Source organism: Larkinella punicea (assembly GCF_003334855.1).
GTDB lineage: Bacteria > Bacteroidota > Bacteroidia > Cytophagales > Spirosomataceae > Larkinella > Larkinella punicea.
This window is the reverse complement of the sequence record NZ_QOWE01000008.1, coordinates 1-19,182: the sequence shown is the minus strand read 5'-3', so window position 1 is coordinate 19,182 and position 19,182 is coordinate 1. Positions and strand designations below refer to the sequence as shown.

Below are 19,182 nucleotides of genomic sequence, written 5' to 3'. Positions count from 1 at the left end.
TCAGGACTCGGTAAAGATTTCTTTGATACGCATTCGAAAACCGCTGATCACTTCAGATTCCAGAACACCATCTTTCAATTTTTGCGCTAGTTGAATCGCGTTTCCGTCGAGCAGATATTGTTCGACGGTTTCGTGTTCGACATCCACAATCCAGTATTCACGGACGCCATGAAGCGCATAATCAGTCATCTTGATGCCGTAGTCGCGTTCTTTTGTGCTGTCAGAAAGGATTTCGACCACAAAATCGGGCGGGGGAAAGGCCGATTGCTTTGGTTCAAATTGAACGGATTTCTCCTGATTCCAAAAGCAAATGTCGGGTTCGTAATCGTTCCGGGTGAGACGAACCATCACTTTTTCATAACCGACTTCACCTAAATGGTTATCATAGATATACGGTATGAGCCGCCGGGTGATTCGTGTTGAAGCTTTCCAATGCCGCCCATAAACCGGTGAATGATAGATGATTTCACCGAGGATAAACTCGGCTTTCTTCCCTTCGTCGACCTCGGCCCAGAATTGATGACGACGGCGTTGTTCTTCCTGCCAGGCGTTTTCAAGTTCATCCAGCAGTTCTCGTAAATTCGGCGCTTTCAGGAAGTCATCAATAGTCGTCATGCGTGTAGAAAAAGCTTTTTACAAATATAATAAGATTTCTTCGGGGCTGTTACAATCCGGTTCCGACACTTTATTTTTGCACGCAAGGTTATAAGCCCCCGGTTTTTCTCTTTATTGTTAAAAAAGTAAACCCTCCATAATGAAACTATTTCGCTTTGGCTCACCGGACAATGAACGCCCCGGTGTCATGCTGCCTTCGGGTGCCAGTCTGGATGTAACCGCTTTCGGACATGATTACGACGAAACTTTCTTTGCGACCAACGGCCTTGAAAAACTGGCTACCTGGTTAGAAACCAACGCGGCAAGCTGCCCCAGCGTGTCGGGAAGTGTTCGCCGGGCGTCGTGTATCAAACGGCCGTCCAAGATCGTCTGTGTGGGGCTGAACTACGCCAAACATGCCGCCGAAACCAATGCCCCGGTTCCTGCTGAACCCATTTTGTTTTTCAAATCCACCACGGCGTTGGTTGGTCCGGATGACAACGTGATGATTCCGAAAGCGTCTGAAAAAACGGACTGGGAAGTGGAACTGGCGATTATCATTGGCAAAAAAGCCACGTATGTTTCCAAAGAAGACGCCTTCGACTACATCGCAGGTTACGCCGTTCACAACGACTACAGCGAACGGGCGTTCCAGTTGGAGCGCGGTGGGCAGTGGGTTAAGGGCAAAAGTGCCGACACCTTCGCACCCCTCGGGCCGTTTATGGTGACGAAAGACGAAGTGCCGAATCCAAATAAACTGGGTCTCTGGCTGCGCGTCAACGGCGAGTCATTGCAGGATTCCAACACCGACGACATGATTTTCGACGTTCCCACGCTCGTTAGCTACATCAGCCAGTTCATGACGCTGCTCCCCGGCGATGTCATTTCGACCGGAACGCCATCCGGCGTCGGCATGGGCCTCAAACCGCAACGCTTCCTCAAACCCGGCGACGTGGTAGAACTCGGCATCGAAGGCTTGGGCACTCAGAAGCAAACGGCTATTGCTTACAGTTAAGGAATATGATGATCGATTCTCACCAGCATTTCTGGTTCTACAATCCGGAACGGGATGGCTGGATTACGGAAGAGATGCAACGGATTCGGCGGGATTTTTTGCCCGCCGATCTGGAGCCGGTTTTGAAACAGAACGGGATTGATGGCTGTGTGGCCGTGCAGGCCGATCAGTCGGAATCGGAAACGCTGTTTTTGCTGCAACTGGCCGAAGCATATGATTTTATCAAAGGCGTAGTCGGCTGGGTCGATCTTCGGGCGAATAATCTGTACGAACGGCTGGAATTCTTCTCACAGTTTGAAGAACTGAAAGGATTTCGGCACGTCGTCCAGGGCGAACCGGACGATTTCATGACGCGCCCGGAATTCATTCGCGGTGTCCGGCAATTGGCGGCATTTGATCTGACGTACGACATCCTGATTTACCCCACGCAACTGAAAGCCGCTCTGCATCTGGTTCGGACGGTTCCGGAGGTGTCGTTCATCATCGACCACATCGCTAAACCGTATATCAAGGACCAGAAAATCAACACATGGTCGAACTACATGGCCGAGATTGCCAAAAGTCCGAACGTGTATTGCAAAGTGTCGGGGATGGTGACGGAAGCCGATTGGCAGACCTGGAAACCGGAGGATTTTCGCCCGTATCTCGATGTGGTTTTCGAACATTTCGGTCCCAACCGGCTGGCTTTCGGCTCCGACTGGCCGGTTTGCCTCGTGGCTGCGGAGTATGAAGAAATGAAAAGCATTGTGGAGGAGTACGTGAAGCCCTGGGGCGAAGATGTTCGACAAAAGGTGTTTGGCAGCAATGCCGTAAAGTTTTATAACCTGTAAAGGCGAAAGCCTGATTTTTAACCATTCCTACCAGAAACTATGCGGATTTTTGTCCGTGCGTACGTGTATGAACCTGAACCTACAAGACAAAATAATCATCGTCACGGGCGGGGCGAAGGGCATCGGCGAGGGCATCTCGACCGTGCTGGCTGCTGAAGGAGCAACCCCGGTGATCATCGGACGCAACGCAACCGACAATCAGAAAACCGTTGACGCCATCACCGCGACGGGCGGTAAAGCGTTTCAGATTGCTGCCGAACTGACCCGGCCGGAAGAATGCAAAAAAGCCGTCGAGCAAACCCTGGCGCAATTTGGCCGCATCGACGGCCTGGTGAACAACGCGGGCGTCAATGACGGCGTTGGGTTGGAAAGCGGTGACTACGAGCGGTTTATGCAATCGCTGCATAAGAACATGGTTCACTATTATCTGATGGCGCACCATGCGCTGCCCGCTCTGAAAGAATCCAAAGGGGCGATTGTGAACATCACCTCCAAAACCGCCGAAACCGGGCAGGGGAACACCTCGGCGTATGCCGCAGCCAACGGCGGTCGCAATGCACTGACGCGGGAATGGGCGGTGGAACTGTTGCCATATAGCATCCGGGTCAATGCCGTGGTGGTGGCCGAATCGTGGACGCCCCTGTACGAAAACTGGATCAAAACGTTTGACAATCCGCAGGAGAAGCTGGACAGCATCGTATCAAAAATACCGCTCGAAAAACGCATGACGACCCCGGAGGAAATTGCCAATATGGTGGTCTTTCTGTTGTCCGACAAATCCAGTCACACAACGGGGCAACTCATCTACGTGGATGGTGGATATGTGCATCTGGACCGGGCTTTGACCTGATCAATTGTGAATTGTTATTGAGCGATTGAGTGCCGCCGTGCGGTGAATCGCAAATAAATACCTACATCCTAATTTTCGGACTTTTCATGGCCTCCGTTCCCTCTTCCACCACCGCCAAATCCGCCGGTTCAATGCGCGGCTACACGCTGGCGTTTGCGCTGGTAACCAGTTTGTTTTTTCTCTGGGCCTTCGTCCATAATCTGGAACCCATTCTGATTCCGCACTTAAAGAAAGCGTGTCAATTAACGGATTTGCAGTCGGCCTTGATTGACTCGGCGGTTTATCTGGGGTATTTCATCATGGCCTTACCCGCCGGTTTTGTGATGAAAAAATACGGCTACCAGCGCGGTATCATTGCCGGTTTATTGATGTATGCCGCCGGAGCTTTTCTATTCGTTCCGGCCGCCGACACCCGGATGTACGGTTTTTTTCTGGGTGCCCTGTTCATCATTGCATCGGGTTGTGCGTTTCTGGAAACGGCTGCGAATCCGTACGTAACCATTCTGGGTGATCCGGCCACGGCCACGACCCGGCTGAATTTCAGTCAGTCGTTCAACGGTCTGGGGGCTTTTCTGGCACCGGTCGTGGGCGGTCGGGTGATTCTGAGCGGCATTGAGCATTCGGAAGCCGAGTTGGCTGCCATGTCGGCGGATCAACTCAACTCCTATTTGCAATACGAAGCCGATCAAGTCAAAATGCCGTATGTGGTCATTGGCGTCGTGGTGGTTGCTGTGGCCGCTTTGTTCATGTTTACCAAATTGCCGGACATCAGCGAAAGCGAAAAGAAAGCGCCTTCGACCCTGGGTTCGGTGTTTCGGCACCGGCATTTGCGCTGGGGCGTCATTGCGCAGTTTTTCTACGTCGGCGCGCAGGTGTGTGTCACCAGTTTCTTCATCCGGTTTGCCAAATTTTCCAGCGACGTTCCCGAAAAAACCGCTGCCGAATGGCTGGGTTGGGCCATGTTGGGCTTTTTGATTGGCCGGTTTATCGGGACGTACCTCATGCGGTTTGTGTCGGCCAACCGCCTGCTAACCATCTATTCCCTGATTAGCGTGCTGCTGCTGGTGGTGGCCATGACCATGCGCTCCCAAATCGCGGTTTGGGCGATCTTTGCCGTTCCGTTTTTTGAATCGATCATGTTTGCCACGATCTTCTCGCTGGGCATCAACAAACTGGAAGAAGATACCGAACTGGGTTCATCCCTGCTCGTAATGGCCATTGCCGGGGGCGCGTTATTCCCGGTTTTGATGGGCTACATTTCCGACCAGAGCAATATCAAAGTCGCCTACATTGTCCCCCTCCTGTGTTTTCTGGTGGTGGCCTATTACGGCTGGCGGGGATACAAACCTGAAAACGAAACGATGGGTTATGAATGATGAACGATGGATGCGTGCGTCAGCTAATTCATCGTTCATCATTCATAACCCATCATTCTTCTATGCGCTACTGCTTCGCTCTTGACCTCATCGATGATCCGGCTTTGATTGCCGAATACGAGAAATACCACGAAAAACTCCGGCCCGAAATCGAAGAGAGCATTCGCTCGGCGGGGATAACGGAAATGGAGATTTACCGGATTGGCAACCGGTTGTTCATGATCATGGAAACCGATGATTCCTTTTCGTTTGAGAAAAAGGCCGCTATGGATGCCGCGAACCCGAAAGTACAGGAATGGGAAGCGCTGATGTGGACCTACCAGCAGGCGTTGCCGATGGCAAAACCGGGCGAAAAATGGATGCTGCTGGATAATATTTTTACGCTTTAAATACGGCCTGCCGGAGAGGAAGCTGTCAGAAACAGGATTTGTGCGTATTTTTGGCAGGAACCAACTGTGCGACTGTATGCGAATCTGTTTATTGATTGTGGTGCTGGTGTTTGAATTATTTCGGGAAACAAACGCGCAATCGACCATTACCGTTCTGACTTTCAACATCCACCACGGGGCCAATGCCCAGGAACACAATACCATTGTTCAGATCGGACGGTTGATCCGGGAATATAAACCCGACATCATTGCTTTGCAGGAAGTGGACAGTGTGACCACCCGAAGCCGGGGGCAGGATCATCTGGGGCAATTGTCACGGTTAACGTCAATGTATCCGCTGTATGGAAGTGCCATCGATTTTCAGGGCGGTAAGTACGGGACAGCTATCTTGTCGAAGTACCCTATCATTGCAAATCAGAAGATGATGTTACCAAATCCGGATAAAACCGAGCAGCGGATTTTGCAGTGTGCGTACGTTGAATTATCAGAAAAGACAACGGTCCGTTTTTGCAATTCACACCTCGACCACCAATCCCCGCTGAACCGGAGTCTCCAATTGGCATTCATCGATAAAACCCTGGAGAACAGCATTCAACCCGTCATCTGGTGTGGTGATCTGAACACTGACCCCGATGATCCGGAAATTGAAAAGCTGTTGGATCGCTGGTCGGACGCCGGACGGGATTCGCATACCTCGACGCTGGTTGGTACCGGAGCGCGGATCGATTACATCCTGAGTCTGAAACAAAGCGAACTGGAACTGGTTCGGTACCGGGTTTTGGATGTGCCGAAATTGTCGGATCACCTGCCGGTTTTGGCAACGTATCGCTTCCGAAAACCCAAAAAATAAGAGACCGTTGTACGGGGCTAAACGGGTTTAAAACCGCTGGTAACGCTGAACGGTCTGACGTAAACTGCTCACTAAACCATGAAAGTTGCCCTTTTTTTGCCGTGTTACGTCGATCAGTTTTACCCGAAAGTTGGCATCGCCACGCTGCAACTGCTGGAAAAACTGGGTTGCACGGTTACCTATCCGCTAAACCAGACCTGCTGCGGACAGCCGATGGCCAATTCGGGGTTTGAAAATCTGGCCCACGATTGCAACGAATTGTTTGTCGAAAACTTCGGGGATCATTACGACGCGATTGTCTGTCCGTCAGGGAGTTGTGCGCTTCATATTAAACATCACCTGCATTCGGACAAACGGGAAGGCGACGCGCTGCAAATCCGCAGCCACATGTATGAACTGACCGAATTTTTGACGGACGTGCTGAAAGTGAATCACCTGTCGGCCCGGTTTCCGCACAAGGTCGGCCTGCACCAGAGTTGCCACGGACAACGCGGTTTGCATCTTTCCCAGATGTCGGAACTGGTTGCCGCGCCGTATTCCAAACCGGAAAAGCTGTTGAACATGGTGGATGACCTGGAGTTGATCAGCCTCGACCGGAAAGACGAATGCTGCGGTTTTGGCGGGACGTTTTGTGTTTTTGAGGAAGCGGTTTCGGCGCGAATGGGAATCGACCGGGTGGAAGACCACATCCGCAACGGGGCTGAAGTGCTGACCGGTGGCGACATGTCGTGTCTGATGCACCTGGAAGGCATTGTTCGCCGGAACAAATTGCCGGTGAAGGTGATGCACATCGCCGAAATACTGAATCAGGAGTAACCGTTGAAAAAATAGTTGTCCAATTATCTTGACAATATGTAAAGTATATTTTACATTTGGTCAACGTAATTAGACATATCTATGAAAACACACTGGTTATTTCCGAATCAATACCGGCTGATCGGCTGGATTTTGTTTGTTCCATCGACGATTTTGGGTTTGCTGGTTTTGCATGCCGAATTTCGGTTTGATTTTCTGGATATTTCGCTTCGCGCACCAGAAGAAAATGCAGCCTGGGTTTATAAAATAATCTGGTGGTTGAGTGGTGGGGGCGATTTTTTAAATGGGGGTATTAACTCCATGAATCTGACCGACGAACTGGCGACCCTTGGGGCTATTATCGGTCTGTTGTTGATCGCTTTTTCGAAAGAGAAAGTGGAGGACGAGATGATCAGCCAGTTACGGCTGGAATCATTGCAATGGGCGGTGTATGTGAATTATCTGGTTTTGGGGGTGCTCATTCTTTTGGTTCACGGTGGCCTTTTTTTTAGTGTCATGATTTACAACCTGTTTACGGTATTGATTGTATTCATTATCCGGTTTCGGCTCGCCATTCGCCGGAATGAAAAGACGGTTTTGATGGCGTTATGAAAAACCGGATTAAAGTAGAGCGAGCTGAAAAGGATTTATCACAGGCGGATTTGGCGGGGCAGATCGGCGTGAGTCGGCAAACGATCAATTCCATCGAAACCGGTCGTTACGTGCCTTCCACGATTCTGGCGTTGAAACTGGCGCAGGTGTTTGAGAAAACCGTGAACGAGATCTTTCAACTGGAGGAAACGGATTAAACCCGATGCCGAATTTGAAAGAATTATGTTGAACCGCATCAACCATTTGCTTGAACAAAACGTTGACTTTGCACTGGAGACGACACTTTCGACACGATCGTACGTTCAGACCATTAGAAGCGCGAAACAGATCGGTTATTCGGTTACTTTGTTCTATGTGTGGCTTGAATCCGTTGAACTGGCGAAAGAGCGGGTGGGCATTCGGGTTGCAAAAGGAGGGCACTCGATTCCGCCGGATGTGATTGAGCGACGCTACAGTCGGAGTATTGAAAATTTATTGACTTTATACATTCCCATAAGTGATCGATTTTTAGTCATTAATAATTCCGGGACAGTTCCTGAATTTATTGCACAAGGGGGAATAGCTGCCACGCTTGATTTGTTTAATGTAAAAATCTGGGAGAAGATTAACCAAAATGGGCGAGATTAAAATCACTCCGGAAAACGAAAAACTTCTGGAAGGAATGCGCCGGGCTGTTCAGCGCGTTATTGAACAGGCAAAACGAAACGACGAAGAACTGGTGATTGCCCGGGATGGAAAACCCGTTCGGGTCAAAGCCCGCGACCTCTAACATGATGAACCACTCCGAAGCCGCCGAAGTATTTACGGAAGACGTCGACCGAACCACCTGGCACGACAAGACGCTGTGGTTTGTGCGCGAGAAACGCGACAAAGCCGTTTTTCAAATTCCGGAATGGGAAGCCCTGCGCGAAGCCGGTTCCCGCATCAAGCACAATGCCTTGTCCAATCTGGATGAATACCTGCTGGAGTTTGAGCAGAACGCCATCAAAAACGGGGTGAAAATCCACTGGGCTGCGGATGGACACGAGCACAACGAAATCGTGCTACAGATTCTGAAAGAAACCGGGGCCACCCAGATGGTGAAAAGCAAGTCGATGCTGACGGAAGAATGTCATTTGAACGATTTCCTGATGGAAAAAGGCGTCGATGTGGTTGATACGGATCTGGGCGAACGCGTGGTTCAACTCGCTGGCGAACCGCCCAGCCACATTGTGATGCCCTGTATTCACAAGAAAAAAGAAGAAATCGGGGAGCTTTTCCATGAACATCTGGGGACAGAAAAAGGCGCATCCGATCCAAAATACCTGGCCGAAGCCGCGCGCCAGCACCTTAGGGAGAAATTCCTGACGCGACGGGCAGCCCTCACCGGTGTCAACTTTGCCATTGCCGAAACAGGCGGTTTTGTGGTCTGTACAAACGAAGGCAATGCGGATATGGGCGCTCACCTGGCTGATGTTCACATTGCCAGCATGGGCATCGAAAAAATCATTCCGAAGGCGCATCACCTCGGCGTTTTTCTGCGGCTTTTGGCCCGGAGCGCCACAGGGCAACCCATCACGACGTATTCCAGCCATTTTCACCGGCCCCGCCAAGGCCAGACGATGCACATCATCATCGTCGACAACGGCCGGACGACGCAACTGGGTCGCCCGGATTTTCGGAACTCGCTCAAGTGCATCCGCTGCGGAGCCTGCATGAACACCTGCCCGGTGTATCGCCGGAGTGGCGGACACAGTTACCACAATGCCGTGGCTGGCCCCATTGGCTCCATTCTGGCCCCGAACCTGGACATGCGGAAAAACGCTGATTTGCCGTTTGCGTCGACGCTTTGCGGTTCCTGCTCGAACGTCTGCCCGGTTAAGATTGACATCCACGATCAGCTTTACAAGTGGCGGCAGGTGCTGGTGGCTGAGGGCTACGTCGATAGCACCAAAAAGCAGGGCATGAAGCTGATGGCGAGCGTCTTATCCAGCCCGAAACTGTTCCGGTTTTCCGGGAAAGCCGGTCGGACGATGATGCGGTTATTGCCTTATTCGGTCTCCAATCCCCTCAATCCCTGGTTTAAGCAGCGCGAAATGCCGGAACCGCCCAAAGAGAGTTTCCGGGAGTGGTATGTGAACAGAGAAACGAAAAAATGAACAGTCGCGAACGAATTCTCTCTGCTGTGAAGCAGAACAAACCCGAGCTTCAACCTTTGCCCGAAACGACCCGGTTCCAGTCCGATTACCCGGATCTGGTTGCCAAGTTTTCGGAAATCCTTCGGTTTATCGGCGGAACGCCGGTGCTGGTGGCAGACTACGCGGAAGCGGAGACCTATATCCGGCAGACCTACAGTGACTTGCCCAGTGTGGTGAGCAAAGTGCCGGCTTTACAGCATCTGGCAACCACAGAGTGGGACGTCCTGGATCCGCACCAACTGGAAACCGTCGATTTGGCCATTATTCAGGGCGTTTTTGGCGTGGCCGAGAACTCGGCCATCTGGGTGCCGGAGGAGCGGGGAGGCCACCGTGTTTTGCCGTTTATCTGCCAGCATCTGGTATTACTGCTCAACACGGCTGACCTGGTGCCGAACATGCACGACGCCTACGAACGGCTGAACATAAGCGAATCGGGCTTCGGGGTATTCATCGCCGGGCCGTCGAAAACCGCCGATATTGAGCAGGCATTGGTCATTGGAGCCCACGGTGCGCGGAGCCTTTCCGTGGTTTTGTTGCAAAATTCATAACTGAAAAGTGAAAGGCCATATTGTAAAAACCGTATATTGGCCAAAAACGGGCAGCAACGTGGCAACCATTTATCTAGATACCTGCACTCTGCGATCCTGGCGTGATGGCGATGAATTTTCGTTATCTGAACAGGCCAACAACCGAAAAATCTGGGACCGTGTCCGGGATTTTTTTCCGCATCCCTATACCGTCCGTGACGCCAGTTCCTGGATCCGGATGAATCGTTCGTATCAACAACCGGTCAATCTGGCGATTGATATTGGCGGCAAAGCCGTTGGCAATGTGGGGTTTACCATCAAAGAGGACATTTACCGGCACAATGCCGAGATTGGCTATTGGCTGGGCGAATCGCACTGGGGGCAGGGTATCATGACCGAAGTGCTGCCGGCCATGGTCAACTACATTTTTGTTAATTTTCAGGTAAACCGGCTTTTTGGCTGCGTTTTGGAGGGAAACAAGGTGTCGATGCGGGTATTGGAACAGGCGGGTTTTCGGGCTGAAGCCGTTCTGAAAAAAGCCGCCATCAAGAACAATCAATACCTCGACGAACACATATTCGCTTTGCTCCGCGAAGAATTTGTAACCCGGCAGGAGCGTATTTCCCTGGCCGGAAAGCAGTAGGGTTCCCCGGAAAGTTGTTTCTTTGCACTCATGCCAAAAATAGTCATTGCCATCGACGGCTATTCCAGTTGTGGAAAAAGTACGACGGCCAAACAGGTGGCTGCCCGGATGGGCTATGCCTACATCGATACGGGTGCTATGTACCGTTCCGTGAGTTTGTATTTTATCCAGAATCACGTTGCCCTCACCAATCCCAAAGCCGTCCAGGATGCGCTTCAACTTATTCAGATTACCTTCAATTTCAATCCCAGAAATGGCCGGAACGAAACCTGCCTGAACGGTTTGAATGTTGAAGAGGAAATCCGGAAAATGTACATATCCAATATCGTCAGTGAAGTCAGTGCGATTCCCGAAGTGCGGTATGCCATGGTCGCCCAGCAACAGAAGCTGGGGCGCAGACGGGGCGTGGTCATGGACGGACGGGATATCGGGACGAAGGTATTTCCAGACGCGGAACTGAAAATTTTTATGACGGCCGACGCCACCATTCGGGCGCAGCGCCGACAGATTGAGTTGCTGCAGAAGGGCGAAATGGTGGGGCTTGATGTAATTTTGGAGAACCTCAAAAAGCGGGATTTTATCGACAGCAATCGCAGCGAGGGGCCGCTTCGGAAAGCTGAAGATGCCATTGAACTGGATACCTCCTTCATCACCATCGACGAGCAAATTGACTGGGTGATTCAACTGGCCGATGAGAAAATCTCTAACCTCCACCGAAAAGGGCACTTCAAACCCATTGATGCATGACCGCCGATTATTTGATTGTCGGACAGGGTATTGCCGGGTCGGTATTGGCCTGGACGCTCCATCGGCGGGGTAAAAAAGTCGTTCTCGTCAACTCTTCCCATCTTCCTTCGGCATCGCTGGCGGCAGCGGGAATTTTCAATCCGCTGACGGGAAAAAAACTCGTCCGCACCTGGAAGGCCGATCAGTTGTTTCCGTTTCTGACGGCTTTCTACGGCGAAGTCGAGCGGGAACTGAAGATTCCTTTGCTCCATTTTTCCAACATTTACCGCCCCTTCCGTTCGGTTGAAGAACAAAACAGTTACCTGGCCCAGACGTCCGATTCCTCCATCGGTCGCTATGTGGCCGAATCCGTTGACAATCAGCAGTATCAGCCCTATATTCACAACCCGTTTGGTGGTCTGGAAGTAACCCGGTCCGGCTGGGTGGATGTGCCGGTTTTTTTGAACGCCATCCGGCTTTTTTTTCAGGAGCAAAACCGGTATATCGAAACAGATTTTGACGCTAAGGGAATAGAAATCAGGGCGAATGGGGTTTTATGGCAGGAAGGCGTCTACGACAAAATCATTTTCTGTGAAGGCCCCCATGCGCATCGAAATCCGTTGTTCGACTGGCTACCCTACAATCCCGTGAAAGGGCAGGTTCTGGATGTTACGATGGACAATTATCCGGTTACCAGCATCGTTAATCAGGGAGCCTTTATAATGCCCGTTGAATCAAATCGTTACCGAATTGGAGCGACTTACACCTGGCATGACATCGACTGGCAAACAACCGAGGACGGAAAAGCGTTTCTACAGCAGAAAGTACAGGGTCTGCTGAAAGTTCCGTACCGGATTGTCGGGCAGCGGGTCGGCATTCGTCCGGCTACCAAAGACCGGCGGCCGTTGATTGGCTTGCATCCGGCCCATCCGGCGGTGGGGATTTTCAATGGGTTGGGTACCAAGGGCGTATCACTGGCCCCGTATTTTGCCGACCAGTTCGCCGACTTTCTGGAAGGTCGGAAAGAATTAGACCCGGAGGTTAATATTGAGCGTAGCTTTTCGTTATATTACAGTGGAAAAAATGTTGGATAAGGTTTGAGGCCGGTTGTTCAATCCCGGAGTCATCAGATCTGAAACCATTTCTAAAAGTAGCGTTACATATGAGTAAGCAATTTATACTCTGCCTGGCCGGACTGTTGCTGGTAATGAATGAAGTGGTGGCACAAAACTATCCTTCGCAGGAACAGTTTGGGAGAAACCGTATTCAATACCGGAAGTTTGATTGGAAGGTAATCAAAACCTCCAACTTTGAGATCTATTTTTATCAGGAAGGCAACCAGATTGCCAATTTAACGGCGCAGTATGCCGAAACGGATTTTGACCGGATCACCGAAATCCTGGGCTATACGCCGTATAACCGCATCAAGGTTTTTATTTACAACTCGCCCCAGGAGCTTTCCCAAAGTAACATTGGTCTGAGTGCGCCCAGCGGCACGAATTACAAGGAGTTAAGCCTGGCCAAATCGCGGCTGGAACTGGCTTTCACGGGCGACCAGATTAGCTTTCGCAAGCAATTGATTAAGGAAGTTTCGCTGCTTTTCGTCTACGATATGCTCTATGGCGGCAGTTTGAAAGACGCCCTGCAAAGCTCACTACTCCTTTCGTTGCCGGAATGGTATATGCCGGGCATTGCATCCTACATTGCCGATGGCTGGAGTGTTGACCTGGACGATTACATGCGCGACGTCGCACTGACGCGCCCGGTTCGTAAACCGTCCACACTGGTGGGGGAGGAGGCCATGTATGTAGGCCATTCCATCTGGAATTACATTGCGGAGCGTTACGGGAAAGATAATATTTCCAACATTCTGAACCTGACCCGTATCATCCGGAACGAGCAGAACAGCATTGCCAGCACGCTGGGGGTTCCGTATTCGCGGTTTTTGCGGGAATGGCGGGAATATTATTCGTCGATGGCCAAACCGGTTGTCGATGCCTACAAACCGGGTGAAGACGGTTTTCAGGTAACGGTTTCCAGTTCCAAAGAGCCCGCCCAACTGACCAGTCTGAAACTGAGCCCCGACCAGAGCCAGTATGCCTATGCGACGGCCTGGCGCGGAAAGTTTGAAGTAACCGTGGTCAACACCCAGACCCAGAAAAAGCAGGTGATTCGAAAAGGAGGTTACAAGCAGGACGAATCGCCCGTAAAACCGGCTTCTCCGCTCGTTACCTGGCAGCGCGACAACCTGCTGGTGTTGACCGAAGAGCGGGGACAGACTTACTTATATGTATACAACAACCTCGATAAAAAAGCGAAGCTCAAGCAACGGATGGTCGTTCGGGGTGTTAGTCAGGTGATCGATATGGATGCTTCCGACGACGGAGCGAGTGTGGTGTTCAGTGCGGATCGTCGGGGGCAAAATGACTTATACCTCTTCAGCATGGGCCGGGGAACCGTGCAGCAACTGACGAATGATTTGTACGACGATCTGTATCCGCAGTTTGTGGGCCGAACCCGGCAAATCGTGTTTTCTTCGAACCGGCACATCGACTCCCTCAGCCTCGACAAAGGAAATTACAAATCCATTCGCAATCAACTCAGTCTGTTTCTGCACGACGGAACGCCCCGCGTCGAGGTGGTGAGCCGCCTGACCGACTCGCTGAGTATCGCCATGCGTCCGGTAGCTTCTTCCGAAAATATTATCTATTATCTCGATGATGCAACTGGTGTGCGGAATCTCGCCAAAATGGATGTTGAAACCAAAACGAGGGAATTTGTTACCGGTTTTAGTCAGAATATCCGTCGCTACGACCTGAATCCTACGTCGGGCGCGATGGTCTACAGCCAGTTGAAAAATGGGAGTGAGGTCATTGGGTTTCGGCCCCGGGTCAACCTGAACCAGGCGCGCCAGTTGCCGCTCACCCGCCGGGCTACCGTTCAGGAAGTTCCCAAGGCCGTGGCAACTCCCACGACGGCTCCCAGTACGAGTTCTGTGACGGCGGCCAAAACCGTCGATTCCACGGCAGTAACTGCGCTAAAGCTGGAGCCGGGCGAGGTCGATACGGACAACTACCAGTTTGACAGTGATGTGGCCAAAACCATTGAATTTAAGCAACGCCGGAGTACAAACACGTCGGCATCGGTGGCCATCCCGCGCACCCGCCGACGGGAGAATGTAACGATTCGGGGGCCTTACAAATACCAGGGCTTGTTCGTCGCGAGTGATGCCAGTTCCGATTGGCGGATCGATCCAATCCGAGGTTTTGGCTATTTTCAGTCGCTCACCATGAATGACCTGCTGGAAAACCACATCATCCGGGCCGGTTTGTTCATCACCACCAACCTCCGGAACAGCGACCTGTTTACCGAGTACCACAAACTGGTAAACCGGATTGATTACAGCGCCCGGTTTGACCGGAAGACGATTTTCTCCGATGCGGGTCAATACCAGAAATACCGGTTCAACAAAGTAACCCTGTCGGCTTCGTACCCTATTTCTGTGAACAGCCGGTTTACGGTAGCACCTTTCTACATCGTAACCCGCTACCTGGACTTGTTGCAGGTGGGCGGCAGTTCGTCGGACTACACCGGTGCGAAAGCGGAATACGTTTTTGATAATACGACTCTCAACGGAATGAATATGATTGAGGGAACCCGTTTCAAGCTCCGGTACGAAAATTACATCGGTTTGACGGAAAAAGTGGAAAGTGGCGTTCGAAGAGGAGCGGGCAGCTTTGACCGGATCACGGTTGACCTGCGGCATTATCAAAAAATCCACCGGGATATTATCCTCGCTCTGCGTTTGTCCGGTAGCCATTCAGCCGGTGCGGCACCCAAAAAGAGTACATTGGGCGGGATGGAAAACTGGATCGGCATTTCGGAAGGCATCAAAGAAGACAAGGCGAACAACCCCTTGTTATTGTCTCCCAACCGGGACAACCGGGATGTGTTCTTCCTGGATCTGGCGGCTCCGTTGCGCGGCTTCCGCTTGGGTAAGCTGACTGGTAACAGTCACATGCTTGCCAACGCCGAACTGCGTCTGCCCGTCATCCGGTATTTGCATCGGGGACCGGTTACGTCCAATTTTCTCCGGAATTTTCAGTTGGTTGCTTTTAGTGACATTGGTACGGCCTGGGCCGGAAAAGGTCCGTTCAGCCGGCAAAATAGCCTGAACACCGAGATCGTGGGAGGAGCAGGTGACCCTTTCCAGGCAACCGTTACCAATTTTAAAAATCCTTTTTTACTGGGATACGGTGCCGGTGCCCGAACGATGCTCTTTGGTTACTACGTCAAGTTTGATTATGCCTGGGGGGTTGAAAATAATGTGGTCGGGAAACCGGTGGCTTATCTAACCCTGGGCTACGATTTCTAAACTTTCTCATCCTTCCTGCTAGAAAAACCTGCCACCCGGCAGGTTTTTTGCGTTTAGGCTCCATTTGTTTCATTCGCGGGACAAGCTATGGCATAATTTTAGCTATTGATTGTGTGTACAAATATAGAATTATGTTTCCTTTTTTAAGTATCTGCGCGGGAGGATGTATTTGAATACACAGCATAGCTCAAACAGGCGATTCGGCAATGTTTTAGTTATCAGGAGGCTATACTATTTTGACGGAAATCCTGTGGATTGGAAGTGACTTTTATCGTCAAGTTAAGTCTGAAATAAAGGTACACGCTGTTTGCTGGCGAAGTCTGTCGGAAACAGAACTAAAAGGTCATCAGATGAAAAGAACATCTACTTTGCGTGCAGACAGAAATGGGCAGACAAATACGAAGTACAACCACTACACGATTCCGGTAATCGTGCGTGCTTCATTTGCCCCGGAAGTAACTCGCCGTCATACATTAGTGTCAAATAATTGCTTGTCAAAGCAATTTAAAATATTGTTCTTTAAGCAAGCGATGATGGCATCCCATCGTCTGTGGCAAACGATCCTTGTTCTGCTTTTTAGCGTCGGAATGGCGGTTGCCCAGAACCCCAATGTATATGTTCACAAGAAAATCGATAATGCTCACCCGGCTTTAAATGAGATCGTTTCATACACCGTTGTGGTGGGAAATGACGGAAACGGCCCTGCGAATGGCGTTGTGGTAAAAGACGACCTGTCAACCGGTGCTCAATACAGTACGCACACGGTTTTACGGGGTTCCGGGTTGTTTACACCGGCCAGTGGTAATTGGAACATTGGCGTTCTGGCTGCGGGTGATTCGGTTATACTGGAATTAAAAGCGAAAGTACTGGAGCGGGGCGTATGGTTTAATACCGCTGAGGTAACGGAAATGCAGGGTACGGATCCCAACTCGGTGCCCAATAATCACGATTTATCGGAAGACGACATTGCACTAACCTGTTTTTCCGTACCGATTCAATGGTACGCCGGTGATGAATTTACGGTTTCCATTCCAATACCGCTAACGAATGTTCAATGGACCCGAAATGGGCTAAGCCAGTTTTCGGCAGATCAGGCCGTGGCGACGGGGAGTACATTGGTCATCAAATCGATTGGTACCTATTCTTTTACGGGAATGTTCGGAAGCTGCCCGGTGGGTGGCTGTTGTGCTATAGAAGTCATTCCGGGGCCGGAGTGCGAGATTCTTGCCACGGCCAGTGCCAATCCAACGTGTGAAGCCAGTCCATTGGTGTTGAGTGCAACTGCCCAGGGAGGCACTGCTCCGTACCAATATGCCTGGACCGGGCCCAATGGATTTTCGAAAACCGGTCAAAGCCAGACCATTCCTGTGGCGACGACCGCCAATGCGGGGGTGTATACGGTGAAAATAACCGATGCAACCGGTTGCACGGCCTTGTCCAGTACAACCGCTTTGATTGGCACCTTACCGATTGCCATCTGTAACTCTCCGGTTTGCGAAGGAGGAACCATTACCTTGTCGGCAACCGATGGAGGAATAACCTATAAATGGTACGGCCCCAACGGTTTTACAAGTTCCCTGCAAAGCCCGACGATTCCCAACGCAACGACCGCCAACACCGGTAGTTATACAGTTGTGATCACGGGAACATCCGTTTGTTCAGGAACCGCCATAACCAGCCTGAAGATTTTGCCAAAACCAACGGTTACTGCATCGGTAAGCGCGAGCACCTGTTTAGGCGGGAGTTTTAGTCTGTCAGCAACCGCGAGTGGGGGAACGCAACCCTACCACTATATTTGGAGAGGCCCCAATGGTTTTTATGAGACCGGGCAAACGGTGGTGGTGAATAATGCTCAGGTAAGCCATTCCGGTAGTTATACGCTGGCGGTATACAGTCAAAACGGTTGCAGTAATCAGGCTGTAACACAACCGGTAACCGTCAAAGCCTGTATTTGTAATCCATTGGCGGGGGCTTTACCTGCTACCGTTTGTGTGGGCGATATGGTTAGTCTAACAGCAACGAGTGGCTTCAATTCATACAGTTGGAAAGGTCCAAACGGCTTTAGCTCGTCCGTACAAAATCCCGTGATTACCAACGCACAATTGACCCATAACGGCAGTTATACGCTGACCGTAGCGGGTTCTAATTGTACAGGTACCGCTACTGTCAATGTGACCGTGCAAGGCGTGCCATTCCCACAGGTGTCTTCGTCTACAGCCTGTGTAGGCACGACGATGTTGATTATGTTGACATCTGCTGGGGGAGTGTCTTATCTGTGGAAGGGTCCCAACGGGTATTCGAGCAATCAGCAGAACCCGGTGATCAATAATGCGACCGCGGCCAACACTGGCACCTACAGTGTGACGGTAACCAGTGGCATTGGCTGTACGGCAGTAGGCAGTACGCCGGTGGTGGGGACATGTCACATTGACCCCCCTTGCAGTTTGTCGGGTACGGTCGTGTCCTCACAGACGGCGGTTTGTTCGGGCGGCAGTGTAGTGCTGACGGCCAGTGCGACAGGTCAAACCGGCTCGGTGAGTTATCAATGGAGTGGTGGTTTGGGCAGCGGCAGCAGTGTAACAGTGTCGAACCTGACGACGACGAGTACGTATACAGTGGTGATCACCGACAGCCAGAATTGCAGTGTAACCAAAACCGTCACGGTGGTGGTAAATCCCGTGCCGGTGGTGAGTCAGGTGTCTTCATCCACCACCTGCGTAGGCACGGCGGTGCAGATCTCACTCAACCTGAGTGCATCGGGTGGTGTTTCCTACGTTTGGCGCGGTCCTAACGCTTATTCGAGCAATCAGCAGAACCCGGTGATTGCCAATGCAACCACGGCTAACAACGGCACTTACAGTGTGACGGTGACCAGCGGCAGTGGTTGTACGGCGGTGGGCAGCACCCCGGTGGTGGTGGGCACGTGTCCCAATCCACCCTGTAGTCTGTCGGGCACCTTGACGGCTTCTCAGACGGCGGTTTGTTCGGGCGGCAGTGTGGTGCTGACGGCCAGTGCGACGGGTCAAACCGGCTCATTAAGTTATCAATGGAGTGGTGGTTTGGGCAACGGCAGCAGTGTAACGGTATCGAACCTGACGACGACGAGTACGTATACGGTGGTGATCACCGACAGCCAGAATTGCAGTGTAACCAAAACCGTCACGGTGGTGGTAAATCCCGTGCCGGTGGTAAGCCAGGTGTCTTCATCCACCACCTGCGTAGGCACGGCGGTGCAGGTGTCGTTGTCGTTAACGGCATCGGGTGGTGTTTCCTACGTTTGGAAAGGCCCCAACGCTTATTCGAGCAATCAGCAGAACCCGGTGATCAATAATGCGACGAGTGCCCACAGTGGCACTTACAGTGTGACGGTGACCAGCGGCAGTGGTTGTACGGCGGTGGGCAGCACCCCGGTGGTAGTAGGCA

Annotated in this window: 19 protein-coding genes; 18 read left to right on the top strand and 1 reads right to left on the bottom strand. The window is 51.5% G+C overall.

Features of this window, described 5'->3' with window-relative positions; translation table 11 throughout:
- Complete coding sequence (locus tag DUE52_RS10925) at positions 1 to 615, bottom strand: Uma2 family endonuclease (protein WP_114406051.1); 615 nt, start codon at positions 613 to 615, stop codon at positions 1 to 3.
- Positions 616 to 754: 139 nt separating this feature from the next.
- Between DUE52_RS10925 and DUE52_RS10920 the strand changes: the two genes are divergently transcribed.
- The 18 genes from DUE52_RS10920 to DUE52_RS10840 all read left to right on the top strand — a co-directional run.
- Positions 755 to 1,609 carry a fumarylacetoacetate hydrolase family protein gene (locus DUE52_RS10920; protein ID WP_114406050.1) on the top strand — a complete coding sequence of 285 codons (855 nt, stop codon included), beginning with the start codon at positions 755 to 757 and terminating at the stop codon, positions 1,607 to 1,609.
- 5 nt (positions 1,610 to 1,614) lie between these two features.
- The gene (locus tag DUE52_RS10915; RefSeq protein WP_114406049.1) at positions 1,615 to 2,439 is read left to right on the top strand and encodes an amidohydrolase family protein; all 825 of its coding nucleotides are present in this window, start codon (positions 1,615 to 1,617) and stop codon (positions 2,437 to 2,439) included.
- A 67-nt stretch (positions 2,440 to 2,506) separates the two neighbouring features.
- A complete protein-coding gene (locus DUE52_RS10910; protein ID WP_114406048.1) occupies positions 2,507 to 3,289 on the top strand; it encodes an L-fucose dehydrogenase in 783 nt (260 codons plus the stop codon).
- An 86-nt stretch (positions 3,290 to 3,375) separates the two neighbouring features.
- On the top strand, positions 3,376 to 4,665 hold the full coding sequence (gene fucP, locus DUE52_RS10905) for an L-fucose:H+ symporter permease (RefSeq protein ID WP_114406047.1): 1,290 nt from the start codon (positions 3,376 to 3,378) through the stop codon (positions 4,663 to 4,665).
- A gap of 62 nt (positions 4,666 to 4,727) precedes the next feature.
- Positions 4,728 to 5,054, top strand: a complete 327-nt coding sequence (locus DUE52_RS10900; protein WP_114406046.1) for an L-rhamnose mutarotase — start codon at positions 4,728 to 4,730, stop codon at positions 5,052 to 5,054.
- Positions 5,055 to 5,130: 76 nt separating this feature from the next.
- Positions 5,131 to 5,904, top strand: coding sequence for an endonuclease/exonuclease/phosphatase family protein (locus tag DUE52_RS10895; protein ID WP_114406045.1), 774 nt, complete (start codon positions 5,131 to 5,133; stop codon positions 5,902 to 5,904).
- 78 nt (positions 5,905 to 5,982) lie between these two features.
- Positions 5,983 to 6,720 (top strand): (Fe-S)-binding protein, encoded by a 738-nt coding sequence (locus tag DUE52_RS10890; protein WP_114406044.1) that lies wholly within the window; start codon positions 5,983 to 5,985, stop codon positions 6,718 to 6,720.
- 81 nt (positions 6,721 to 6,801) lie between these two features.
- Positions 6,802 to 7,311, top strand: a complete 510-nt coding sequence (locus tag DUE52_RS10885) for a hypothetical protein (protein ID WP_114406043.1) — start codon at positions 6,802 to 6,804, stop codon at positions 7,309 to 7,311.
- Positions 7,308 to 7,508, top strand: coding sequence for a helix-turn-helix transcriptional regulator (locus DUE52_RS10880; protein ID WP_114406042.1), 201 nt, complete (start codon positions 7,308 to 7,310; stop codon positions 7,506 to 7,508). Before DUE52_RS10885 ends, DUE52_RS10880 begins: the two co-directional genes overlap by 4 nt.
- Before the next feature lie 25 nt (positions 7,509 to 7,533).
- The gene (locus tag DUE52_RS10875; RefSeq protein ID WP_114406041.1) at positions 7,534 to 7,938 is read left to right on the top strand and encodes an ATPase; all 405 of its coding nucleotides are present in this window, start codon (positions 7,534 to 7,536) and stop codon (positions 7,936 to 7,938) included.
- Entirely contained in the window at positions 7,925 to 8,080 is a 156-nt protein-coding gene (locus tag DUE52_RS32380) for a DUF8506 family protein (RefSeq protein WP_165840912.1), read from the top strand. Before DUE52_RS10875 ends, DUE52_RS32380 begins: the two co-directional genes overlap by 14 nt.
- Before the next feature lie 4 nt (positions 8,081 to 8,084).
- Entirely contained in the window at positions 8,085 to 9,449 is a 1,365-nt protein-coding gene (locus DUE52_RS10870; RefSeq protein WP_114406256.1) for a lactate utilization protein B, read from the top strand.
- On the top strand, positions 9,446 to 10,036 hold the full coding sequence (locus DUE52_RS10865; protein WP_114406040.1) for a LutC/YkgG family protein: 591 nt from the start codon (positions 9,446 to 9,448) through the stop codon (positions 10,034 to 10,036). The genes DUE52_RS10870 and DUE52_RS10865 overlap by 4 nt, the downstream gene beginning before the upstream one ends.
- A 58-nt stretch (positions 10,037 to 10,094) precedes the next feature.
- Positions 10,095 to 10,658: a GNAT family N-acetyltransferase gene (locus DUE52_RS10860; protein WP_114406255.1), complete on the top strand. Its 564-nt coding sequence runs from the start codon at positions 10,095 to 10,097 to the stop codon at positions 10,656 to 10,658.
- Between the two features lie 30 nt (positions 10,659 to 10,688).
- On the top strand, positions 10,689 to 11,405 hold the full coding sequence (cmk, locus tag DUE52_RS10855) for a (d)CMP kinase (RefSeq protein ID WP_114406039.1): 717 nt from the start codon (positions 10,689 to 10,691) through the stop codon (positions 11,403 to 11,405).
- Complete coding sequence (locus DUE52_RS10850) at positions 11,402 to 12,478, top strand: NAD(P)/FAD-dependent oxidoreductase (RefSeq protein ID WP_114406038.1); 1,077 nt, start codon at positions 11,402 to 11,404, stop codon at positions 12,476 to 12,478. The genes cmk and DUE52_RS10850 overlap by 4 nt, the downstream gene beginning before the upstream one ends.
- Before the next feature lie 68 nt (positions 12,479 to 12,546).
- Positions 12,547 to 15,759 (top strand): hypothetical protein, encoded by a 3,213-nt coding sequence (locus DUE52_RS10845; protein ID WP_114406037.1) that lies wholly within the window; start codon positions 12,547 to 12,549, stop codon positions 15,757 to 15,759.
- 530 nt (positions 15,760 to 16,289) lie between these two features.
- Positions 16,290 to 19,182, top strand: a 2,893-nt coding sequence (locus tag DUE52_RS10840) for a DUF11 domain-containing protein (protein ID WP_165840911.1), incomplete at its 3' end; no start/stop codon positions are given.